We start from the raw sequence: 10,508 nt of genomic DNA, 5'->3' as shown, positions 1-10,508 counted from the left end.
CGCTGCGCGCTCGTCCTCAAACGCCGGACGGGCTAGAACTTTCGCCGGTGCGGCAGAAGTTTCAGCCCGTCCGGCGTTTGAGGACGAGGCCGAAGGCCGATTGCTTTTCGGGGGTGCCAGGGGGCTGGCCCCCTAGTTCGGGAAGGGGCGGGACTGGGGCGCCCCCGCGAGGAAGCGACGCAGGATCTCCTCCCCCGCCCCCACCCCCACCTCAGGAATCACCGTGAGCCCGGGCGCAGCCCACCCCGTGTCGGCGAGCTCCCCGTGCGAGGGCCGCCACGCCCGATCCGCCGCCGCGAGGAGATCCGCGTCCAGGAGGGAGTCCCCGGCGGCGAGCACCTCGTCGGCCCCCACCCGCCGCGCGACCTCCCGCATCGCCGCGCTCTTGGTGAGCGGCCGCGGCACGGCGTACACCTTGCGCCCCTGCAAGGACACCGTCCAGCCCCGCCCCTCGGCCCACGCGCCGAGTTCCTTGACCCAGCCGTCGGGCAGCAGGGCCCGCTCGACGACCAGGTAGGCGAAGAGGTCCTCGGCGACGCGCTCCTTGAGGAGCCACGCGGGGTCGGCGGTGCGCACCAGATGGGCGCGCACCTCGTCGAGGGGCGCGCACTCGGCGGCCAGGCGCCGGTCGACGGCGTCCCGCCAGTCGCGGTCGGGGACGCCGTCGACGAGCAGCTGCCCGCCGTTGGCGCAGATCGCGAACCGGGGCGCGGGCCCCGGCAGATGGATGCGCCGGTACTGCTCAGGGGTCCGCGTGGTCGTCGGCACGAACACGGTGCTCCGCCCGAGCTCCACGAGCAGCTCGGCGGCGGCCTCCGTGACGTACGACAGCGGCTTGCCCTCGTACACCTCGACGCACAGCAGACGCGGCGCGTCGGCGTCGGGCATGCGCAGGCCGAGCGCGGCGGCGGAGTAGATGAGGGTGCGGTCGAGATCGCTGGCGACGAGAACGGTATTCACGCGGAGACCGCCTTGCCGTCGGCGCCGGTCGCGCCGCGCGTGTACTGGGGGTGGATCAGGCCCACGCAGGTGTACGGGAGTCCGTCGACCTCCTCGACGGGCACGCCGCGCTGCTCGGCGAGCAGCCGCACGTGGTCGAGGTCGGCGCCCGCCCCGGCCTTGGCGAGGATCTTCCACGGCACGCGGCGGAGCAGGACGCGCGTGGTCTCGCCGACGCCCGGCTTGACGAGGTTCACGTCGTGGATGCCGTACTCCTCGCTGATCCGCTCGACGGCGGCCCAGCCCTCCCAGGTGGGCGCGCGGTCGGCGGCGAGGACCTCCTTGACCTGCGCGGTCACGGCGTCGGCGACCTCGTCGAAGCGGGCCTGGACGGCGTCGACGAAGACGCCGGACACGTCCGCGCCCGCGAGCTCCCGGTAGAACTTCGCACCGTGGAAGTCGCCGGGCCCGACGAGGTCGGCGCGCAGGACCGTACGGGATATCAGTCCGGACACCGTGGAGTTGAGGCAGGCCGACGGGATGAGGAAGTCCTCGCGGGTGCCGTAGGTGCGCACGCAGGAGCCGGGGTCGGCGAGCACGGCCATGTCCGGGTCGAAGCCGGTGACCCCTTCCGCCCGCTCGAACTCCCGCACCGCGGCGGCCAGTTCCCGGGTGATCGCGCCCTTGCCCGTCCAGCCGTCGACGAAGACCACGTCGGCCGGGTCGTGGTGGGCGGCGAGCCAGCGCAGCGCGTTGGCGTCGATGCCGCGGCCGCGGACGATCGACACGGCGTAGTGCGGCAGGTCGAGTCCGTGCCGGTGCAGCGCCCAGCGGCGCATCAGGACGCCGACGGGGGTGCCCGCGCGGGCCAGGGAGACCAGGACGGGCCGCGGGGAGCGCTCGGCGATGACCGTCTCGGTGACCGTGCCGACGGCCTGCGCGATGCGGGCGGCGGACGCGTCGAGCGCGGCGCGGAAGAGCTCCTGGTAGCGGTCGCTCGGCTGGTACTCGACGGGCAGCGACTCGGCGTAGTGCGCGCCGCCGCTCTGGATGGCCTCCTCGCGCTCCTCGGTGGGCGCTTCGAGCGTGACCTCCGACAGGTCCTGGAGCAGCCAGCCGACGTCGTCGGGCGCGTACGAGGAGAAGGCGGGGCCGCGGAGGGGGTCGGGCAGCACGGAGGGGGACCTTTCGGGGGCGCGCGCGTCGGGGACGCGCGACGGGGCGTGCGCGGGGACGTACGACGGGACGACCGCGAGCAGCACGTGGTCGGCGTGCGCGGACAGCTCCGCCAGCAGCCCGTCGGCCGCGTGGAGCCGCGGGGTGTCGGCGACCGAGTCCACCACCGCGACGACGGCGTCGAAGCCGCCGCCCGCCACGTTGTACGCGTACCGCGGGCCCGGCCCGTCGGCGGGGTCGTCGTGCGCGGGGAAGGTGAGGCGGGTGCGGATCGCGTAGCCGGGGTCGTCGACGGGGAGCACGGGTGAGCGGGTGGTGGTGGAGTAGCGGACCTCGACGGCCTCGCCCAGGCAGCCCTCCAGGGCCACGCCGAGTGCGAGCGGCGCGTACATCAGCTCCTCGAAGCCGAGCACGAGGACGCGCCGCGCCCCGGCGGGCAGCGCCCCCGCGATCCGCTCGGCCATGCCGGGCAGCGCGGCCTCCAGGCGCGCCCGGTGCGCGGGCGTGAAGCCGTGGCGGCCGCCGTCGGGGACGCCGTCGGGCCAGCCGAGGGCGACGCACGTGACGGGGGCGCGCTCGGCGGGGGCGCGCTCGGCGGGGCGGGGCGCGGGCAGGCCCGGTGCCCGTGCCGCGCGGGCCTCCTGCTCGGCGACCAGCGCCTGCCCCTTCGCCAGGACGTCGTCCGGCAGCCGCACCGTGCCCGACGCGAGCGCCACCAGGTCGACGCGGGCGCCGATCTCACGCGCGAAGGCGTGGAAGCGGTCCTGGTCCTCGGGGGCGCGCATGTCGACGAGCGCCACGATGACGTACCGCTCGCGCGGGAAGCGCTCGTGCAGGGCGCGGATGGTGTTCAGGACCGTGTTGCCGGTGGAGAACTCGTCGTCGACGAGGACGAGCGCGCCCTCGCCCGCGAGCAGCCGCGGGTCCTCGGGGAGCAGCAGGTGGGAGGTGGCGTGCGAGTGGGACTCCTCGAAGCCGCCCGCGCGTGCCACGCCCGCGACGGGGCGGCGCGTCGAGTGCAGATAGGGGGCCGTGCCGACGCCGTCGGCGACGCAGTGGCCGAGCCCGGTGGCCGTCTCCGCGTACCCGAGCACGACGGCGCGCCCGGCCTCGTACGGGCCGAGCAGGTCCCGCACCCGCAGGCCGAGCTCGTACCCGGACCGCCGGACGACCGACGGCAGCTGCGGCACGTGCTTGCCGAGCACGTTCGACACCAGCAGGTGCGCGCGCTTGGGGTTGCGGCGCAGCGCGAGCCCGAGGAGGTCCCGCAGTTCCCCGTCGCCCTCGATCTCGACGCCGAGCCGGCGCGCGACCCAGTTCCCCGACCACTCCACGATGTTCGTTCCTTACGTTCAGCCGGGGAGCCCGGCGGTGAGCAGCTCGACGAAGCCGACGTCCTCGCGCGCGACGCCGAAGACCTCGGCGCGCCGCAGGGTCCGCTCGGCCCAGGCGCGGTGCGGCTTCACCTCGTTCATCTTGTTCGTGTACGCGGACCGCAGCACGCCGCCGCCGTCGCGCTCCGGGCGCAGGATGTCCTGCGCGTCGCTGTACTCCTCGTGGCTGACCACGGACAGGGCGTGCACGGGCAGGACGTGCGAGGGGTGGATGCAGGTCTTGCCGAGCAGGCCGTTGGCCCGGTCGAGCTCCACCTCGCGCAGGAGGCCGTCCAGGTCGTGCTCGATCAGGGCCTGCCGCAGCTCCTCGGCGCGGACCTCAAGGAAGGGGCTCTGGCGCAGCTGCGGCTTGAACATCCGCTGCTGGACGCGGAAGTACTCCCACACGGGTCCGGTCACCGTGAAGCCCGTGCCGTCGGCGCGGCCGAGGTGGTTGACGACGTCGGCGATGACGGAGGCGACGATCTGCACGTCGTAGGCGGTCATGTGGGGCGGCCGGCGCAGGCCGTACGCGGAGCAGAAGTCGGTGACGCCGAGCCGGAGCGCGAGCACCCGGTCGCGGTACTTGTCGACGGTGCGGGCGATGCCGGCGATCGTCTCGGCGCGGCTCTCCAGGTAAAGGAGCTGCGGGGACTCAAGGACCGGCATCGCGAACAGGCGCCGCCCGGTCGCCGCCTCCGCGGCCGCGAGCGACTCCAGGAACGGGACGCCGCGCTCCTCGGTGAACTTCGGCAGGACGAATCCGGAGAGGAGCCGGATCGCGGGCCCGAGCCTGCGCGCCAGGTCCGGGATCTGCTCCGGCCTGCGCACCCGGATGAAGAGCAGCGGCGGCTCGGCCTGCGACCCGTCGGCGTCCCTGCGGGCGGCGAGGTCGGTGAGGTGCCGGACGAGGTTCTCCTCGGCGGCTACCACCTCGCCGTCCTCGATGGAGTCCTCCAGGCAGATGACCATCGAGATCACGCCACGCTCGGCCTGTCTGCGGATGTCGTCGGCCAGGCGCGGCCGCGTGGCCGGGCTGTAGAGCGTGGCGCCGAGCGCGGACGCGAGCAGCTGAGGCGGGGAGTCCGCGGTGAAGGCACACGGCTCCCGGTGGAAGAGGCGCTGACGCACCTCTGGGGCTATGTGCCCGAAGTGACGCATGAGGTTCCCCTGCAATTCTCCTGATATCGCCCGCACCGCCGACGCGATCCGAAGTGATGTGGCCGGTAATAGTACGTAAGAGCGGGTGTCAGGGGTTCCCCTCGGGCGTGACATTCAGGTAACCCGGCCATGGCGCACACGTCGGCACCACAACGGCACAGTCGGGCGTCATAGGCCAAGCAGTCCAAGAAGGCCAAGAGAAACAAGGGAAACAAAGAGCGGCAACACCTGACAAGTCGGGAAGCTGTCCGAAAACAATCGGTGGCCTCGGGGAGGCCTGGACGCGGGCGGATCGGGGAAGACCGGAGTCGGTCGGACCGCGTCCCCCCGCGTTGTCCCGCTCCGGACAAAGAAGGCAGGATGACCGCATGACGCACGCGATGTTGAAGGGGTCGAACGTCCCGCTCGAAGCCGCCGCGGTCCGCGCGGTCCTGCGCTGGACGCCGGGCCAGGGCACCCCTGACGTCGACGCGTCGGCGCTGCTGCTCGGCGCCGACGGCCGCGTGCGCTCCGACGAGGACTTCGTCTTCTACAACCAGCCGCGCCACCCCTCCGGGAAGGTCTGGCGCCTGGGCAAGAAGCGCGTCGCCGAGGGCCAGGCCGTCATGCTGACCGACACCATCCAGGCCGACCTGGCGGGCGCCGACCCCGCGATCGACCGCGTGCTGCTCGTCGCGTCCGCCGACGGCGTGCCCTTCGAGCAGGTGCGGGCGCTCCGGATCCTGCTGTACGACGCCTCGCCCGGCGCCGTCGCCGGTGAGCCGCTCGCGTACTTCGACATCACCCCGCAGACCGGCGCCGAGACCGCGCTGATCTGCGGCGAGCTGTACCGGCGCGGCGAGGGCTGGAAGTTCCGGGCCCTGGGCGAGGGGTACTCCAACGGCCTGGTGGGCCTCGCCACGGACTTCGGGATCTCCGTGGACGAGTCGGAGGGCGCGCCGGAGCCGACGCCGGACGCCTCGCACCCGCAGGCACCGGCCCCGCAGACCCAGGCCCCGGTCCCGGTCCCCCAGCCCACCGGGCACCCCACGCACCCGCAGCCCCAGCCGTCCGCCCCCTACCCGGCGGCCCCGCCCGTACCCGCGATGACGCCCCAGCCGGCGTACGGCTACCCGCCGGAGCCGCCGCGCTACCCCGCGCCCCAGCCCTCCTACGGCTACCCGCAGCCCGCACCGGCGCAGCCCCCCGCGGCGCCGCAGCCCGCGTACGGCTATCCGCACCCGGTCGCGCCGCCGCCGGTGCCGGACCCGAACTTCCGGCTGCCGCCGCAGGGACCGCAGTTCCTCTCCCGCTGAGACCCCTGACGGAGGACTGGTCGCCGCGCCGGCCCCCGCCCGGGGCCGGGGCGCCGCGGCTCAGCCGGTCTTGGTCTTGTAGCCGCGGCCCCACTGCAGGCCCCAGCCGTACAGCCGGTCCAGCTCGGCCTGGAAGCCGTAGACGTAGCGCACCTCGCGGCGCACGATCAGCTCGTCCTTGACGTTCTCGATGACGAGGACGGCGCAGGAGCGGGCCTGCGGGGCGCGCTCCTCCAGGTCGATCTCCACCCGCGGGCCGTTGCTCGGGTAGAGCGTCACCTTGGCGTGGGTGCGGTCGAAGGCCGGGGTCTGGTCGTAGATGTAGACGAACACGAGCAGGCGCTTGATCGACTCGCGGTGGTCGAGGTTGACGTAGAGCGTCTCGCCGGAACCCGAACCGAACCGGTCGTCGCCGCTGCCCTTCACATACGGCGGCGAGTTGAGGCTGCCGAAGAAGTTGCCGAGGGGCTGCACCACTCCCTTGGAGCCGTCCGTCAGCTCGTACATGCAGCCCAGGTCGAGGTCCACGTTGACCATGCTCTGCGTGTGCGCCTGCACCGGCTCGGGCTGGAACAGCTTCAGCGGGTGCCGGAGCAGGCCGCCGCCCCCGCGCTTCTTGCCGATGAGGTCGGACGTCCGCATCTGCCAGGTCAGGGTGACGCGGAGGTTGCCGTTGGCCGCGCCCTGTTTGGAGAGCGAGACCGTCGGATGCCGTTTGGTCAGTTCGATGGCGTTGGTCGCCGCGCTGCCCGCGGCGAAGTCCATCGCGCGCCCCGGCCGCAGACCGTCGAAAAAGCCCATGCCGCCCCCAAAGTGCCCCGAATGCCAGCAGTCCGCACCACGGAACGGCCCACGAGCACTCCCCCAACAACCGCCCCGCACAAGAGAGTTCCTCACCGGACCGGCCGTCACACGTCGGTCCGGTGATCCAATCGGATCACCGTACGGCACCGGACATACGCCACTGGCGGCGCCCCTCGCGTGGAGGGGCGCCGCCAGTGCGGTGGCCGGTGCCGTGGGGCCCGCGGTGCGGCGGGCCCGGCGGGCCGGGCCGGGAGGCCGGGGCTCAGGGGTCAGACCCCCGAGGACACCTCAGCCTTCTCGTCCGAGCCCGCTTTTCCCTCTGCCGCCGCCTCCGCCTTGTTGCGGCGCACGGACGACCAGAAGGAGGCGCCGATGAGGAGGACGCCGATGGAGCCGGTGATGAGCTCGTGGATCTCGTACTGGATCGTGATCAGCAGGATCGCGGCGAGGGCGCCGATGGCGTAGTGCGCGCCGTGCTCCAGGTAGACGTAGTCGTCGAGGGTGCCCTGGCGGACCAGGTAGACCGTGAGCGACCGGACGTACATCGCGCCGATGCCGAGGCCGAGCGCCATCAGGACGATGTCGTTGGTGATGGCGAAGGCGCCGATGACGCCGTCGAAGGAGAAGGACGCGTCCAGGACCTCGAGGTAGAGGAACAGGAAGAACGCGGCCTTGCCCGCGAGCCTGACCGCCGAGACCTGCTTGCCGCTCTTCTTGGCCTCTTCCTCCTCCTCGTGCTCGCGCTCCTCCTCTTCCTCCAGCTTGTCCTCGAAGTACCCGGAGAGTCCGCCCACGACGAGATACGTGATGAGACCCGCGATACCGGAGATCAGGACTGTCTGCGCCTTGTCGACATGGATGCCGCCGTGCTGGTGGGCGTGGGTGGCGAAGGTCATCGCGGTGATCATCAGGACGATGAGCGCGATGCAGACCGAGAGCATGTCGATCTTGCCGAGCTTGGCGAGCGGGCGCTCCAGCCAGCCGAGCCACTTGATGTCCCGGTCCTCGAAGATGAAGTCGAGGAAGATCATCAGCAGGAACATGCCACCGAAGGCAGCGATCGACGGGTGCGCGTCCGTCACCAGCTGCTGGTACTTGTCCTTGTCGTTGACCGCGAGCTTGACCGCCTCGATCGGGCCCAGCTTCGCGCTGACGGCGACGATCACGACGGGGAAGACGAGGCGCATGCCGAAGACGGCGATGAGCACACCGATGGTGAGGAAGATCTTCTGCCAGAAGGCATTCATCTTCTTCAGGATTCCGGCGTTGACCACCGCGTTGTCGAAGGACACCGAGATCTCGAGGATGGACAGGATCGCCACCACCCCGAACGCCGTCCACCCCCCGTAGAACACCGCTGCGACCAAGCCGAGCGCAGTAACTGCGAACGACCAGCCGAAGGTTTTCAGTACCACTGGCTACCCAATCGTGTGTGTACGGGGCTCCCCCGCGCCGTCTTTCGGCTGTTGTCCGCTGCGTCTTCCGGGACGGTCCCCGGGCCCCGCACGGCCGATCTCGTCAGCAGTTTGAGGAACCCGGGGAGAGTCCTTTAAGAAACATTGACTCCGAAGTCTAGAGCGATGCCCCGCAGGCCGGACGCGTACCCCTGCCCGACGGCGCGGAACTTCCATTCGCCGCCGTACCTGTACACCTCGCCGAAGATCATCGCCGTCTCCGTGGAGGCGTCCTCGCTGAGGTCATAGCGCGCGAGCTCCTGGCCGTCGGCCTGGTTGACCACGCGGATGAAGGCGTTGCTGACTTGGCCGAATGTCTGTCCCCTGTTGTCCGCCTCGTGGATCGAGACGGGGAAGACGATCTTGTCGCAGTGGGCCGGCACCTTGGAGAGGTCCAGAAGGAGCGACTCGTCGTCCCCTTCACCCTCGCCCGTGAGGTTGTCGCCGGTGTGCTCGACCGAGCCGTCGGGGCTCTTCAGATTGTTGTAGAACACGAACCACTCGTCGCCCAGAACCCGGCCCGACTGGCACATCAGGGCACTGGCGTCGAGGTCGAAGGGGGCTCCGGTGGTGGAACGAGCGTCCCAGCCGAGGCCGACCATCACCTGGGTGAGGTCGGGTGCGGCCTTGGACAGGGAGACATTTCCTCCCTTGGCGAGCGTGACGCCCATGTTGGTGGTCCTCCCCGAGGTGGTGATGCGTTGGCTCCCGCACGCTCCGGCTCCCCGGCCGGGCATACGGTCATGCGGGCGGGCCGCCGCGCGGTCCGGCAGTCGTGCCGCCATGCGGTCCGGCGGTCCTGCGGTGCCGAGCACGTCCGGCGCCGCACTCATGCGTGCGGCGCCGGACGGCTTGGGCTTGGGGGAACTGCTCGCTCAGACGTTGACGCCGAAGTCCTGCGCGATGCCGCGCAGGCCCGAGGCGTACCCCTGGCCGACGGCGCGGAACTTCCACTCCGCGCCGTGGCGGTAGAGCTCGCCGAAGACCATGGCCGTCTCGGTGGAGGCGTCCTCGGAGAGGTCGTACCGGGCGATCTCGGCCTCGCCCGCCTGGTTCACCACGCGGATGAAGGCGTTGCGGACCTGGCCGAAGGACTGCTGGCGGTTCTCGGCATCGTAGATCGAGACCGGGAAGACGATCTTCTCGACGTCGGCCGGGACCGCCGCGAGGTTGACCTTGATCTGCTCGTCGTCGCCCTCGCCCTCACCGGTGATGTTGTCGCCGGTGTGCTCGACGGAGCCGTCGGGGCTCTTCAGGTTGTTGAAGAAGACGAAGTTCTGGTCGCTGGTGACCTTGCCCTCCGCGTTCGTCAGGATGGCGCTGGCGTCGAGGTCGAAGTCCGTCCCGGTGGTGGTACGAACGTCCCAGCCCAGGCCGATCGTGACCGCGGTCAGGCCAGGCGCCTCCTTGCTCAGCGATACGTTGCCGCCCTTGCTGAGGCTGACTCCCACGAGTCCTCCCAAATAGTGTCCAGGGGCGGGGAGCCCCAGTTCGTGCTTGCCATCGGATCAACGTGTGGATCCTAGTGACCGGTTCCCGGCCGCCACAGGCTTCGCACCTGAAGAATCCCAGGGTGTCGTCCCCGAGGGAGCTCCGGGAGCCCCCGGGGACGATCCCTTGACGCGAAGCTGACGCACGGCGCGGGCCACCGGCGCCGCCGGGCGCCTCAGAGGTTCTGCAGCGCCTTGACGTAGTCGTTGAGGTCCCGGGCGTCGGGCAGGCCGTTGACGACGGTCCAGCGGACCACGCCCTCCTTGTCGATGATGAAGGTGCCGCGCACCGCGCAGCCCTTGCCCTCGTCGAAGACGCCGTACGCCCGCGACACCTCGCCGTGCGGCCAGAAGTCGGAGAGCAGCGGGTACTCCAGGCCCTCCTGCTCGCCGAAGACGCGCAGCGTGTGCATGGAGTCGTTGGAGACGGCGAGCAGCTGGGTGTCGTCGTTGACGAACTTCGGGAGCTCGTCGCGGAGGGCGCAGAGCTCGCCGGTGCATACGCCGGTGAACGCGAACGGGTAGAAGAGCAGCACGACGTTCTTCTGCCCGCGGAAGTCCGTGAGGCGCACGGTGCGCCCGTGATTGTCCTTGAGCTCGAACTCCGGAGCCTTGGCGCCGACCTCGATCGCCACGAGGAGCCACTTCCCTTCACTGGGCCGTTTGGGTGCCCCTCACCCTACGGCTGGCCGCCTGGTCCCCTGCCGGGGGCTCCCCAATCCCGCCCCTTCCCGAACCAGGGGGCTCCGCCCCCTGGACCCCCTTCTATCCGGCCTGCGGCCTCGTCCTCAAACGCCGGACGGGCTATTCCTAGCC

Annotated in this window: 9 protein-coding genes; 1 reads left to right on the top strand and 8 read right to left on the bottom strand. The window is 71.3% G+C overall.

The genetic code is table 11. The features are described 5' to 3' along the window. Window positions 1-132: 132 nt before the first annotated feature. Genes ACFWZ5_RS41890 through ACFWZ5_RS41880 form a run of 3 tightly spaced genes read right to left on the bottom strand, consistent with a single transcriptional unit; the run spans window position 133 to window position 4,649 of the window. On the bottom strand, window positions 133-960 hold the full coding sequence (locus tag ACFWZ5_RS41890; RefSeq protein ID WP_384892350.1) for an HAD family hydrolase: 828 nt from the start codon (window positions 958-960) through the stop codon (window positions 133-135). After that, the gene (locus tag ACFWZ5_RS41885) at window positions 957-3,449 is read right to left on the bottom strand and encodes a phosphoribosyltransferase (RefSeq protein ID WP_384805456.1); all 2,493 of its coding nucleotides are present in this window, start codon (window positions 3,447-3,449) and stop codon (window positions 957-959) included. The genes ACFWZ5_RS41890 and ACFWZ5_RS41885 overlap by 4 nt, the downstream gene beginning before the upstream one ends. 18 nt (window positions 3,450-3,467) lie before the next feature. Beyond that, the gene (locus ACFWZ5_RS41880; protein WP_384805454.1) at window positions 3,468-4,649 is read right to left on the bottom strand and encodes an HpcH/HpaI aldolase/citrate lyase family protein; all 1,182 of its coding nucleotides are present in this window, start codon (window positions 4,647-4,649) and stop codon (window positions 3,468-3,470) included. A gap of 368 nt (window positions 4,650-5,017) precedes the next feature. Between ACFWZ5_RS41880 and ACFWZ5_RS41875 the strand changes: the two genes are divergently transcribed. Then, a complete protein-coding gene (locus ACFWZ5_RS41875; RefSeq protein WP_384805452.1) occupies window positions 5,018-5,944 on the top strand; it encodes a TerD family protein in 927 nt (308 codons plus the stop codon). Between the two features lie 60 nt (window positions 5,945-6,004). On the opposite strand, the gene ACFWZ5_RS41870 is transcribed toward ACFWZ5_RS41875, so the two are convergent. The 5 genes from ACFWZ5_RS41870 to ACFWZ5_RS41850 form a co-directional block, all read right to left on the bottom strand. Then, window positions 6,005-6,745 (bottom strand): Tellurium resistance, encoded by a 741-nt coding sequence (locus ACFWZ5_RS41870; RefSeq protein ID WP_384805450.1) that lies wholly within the window; start codon window positions 6,743-6,745, stop codon window positions 6,005-6,007. 272 nt (window positions 6,746-7,017) lie between these two features. Continuing rightward, window positions 7,018-8,163 carry a DUF475 domain-containing protein gene (locus ACFWZ5_RS41865; protein ID WP_384806835.1) on the bottom strand — a complete coding sequence of 382 codons (1,146 nt, stop codon included), beginning with the start codon at window positions 8,161-8,163 and terminating at the stop codon, window positions 7,018-7,020. A gap of 134 nt (window positions 8,164-8,297) precedes the next feature. Next, window positions 8,298-8,873, bottom strand: coding sequence for a TerD family protein (locus ACFWZ5_RS41860; RefSeq protein WP_384806832.1), 576 nt, complete (start codon window positions 8,871-8,873; stop codon window positions 8,298-8,300). A 204-nt stretch (window positions 8,874-9,077) separates the two neighbouring features. After that, entirely contained in the window at window positions 9,078-9,653 is a 576-nt protein-coding gene (locus ACFWZ5_RS41855) for a TerD family protein (RefSeq protein ID WP_366794009.1), read from the bottom strand. Between the two features lie 215 nt (window positions 9,654-9,868). Beyond that, complete coding sequence (locus ACFWZ5_RS41850; RefSeq protein WP_384806988.1) at window positions 9,869-10,327, bottom strand: peroxiredoxin; 459 nt, start codon at window positions 10,325-10,327, stop codon at window positions 9,869-9,871. Window positions 10,328-10,508: the final 181 nt, after the last annotated feature.

Source organism: Streptomyces sp. NPDC059003, assembly GCF_042740445.1.
Lineage (GTDB): Bacteria > Actinomycetota > Actinomycetes > Streptomycetales > Streptomycetaceae > Streptomyces.
The sequence above is the reverse complement of the archived record's forward strand: the minus strand, read 5'-3'. Positions and strand labels throughout refer to the sequence as shown.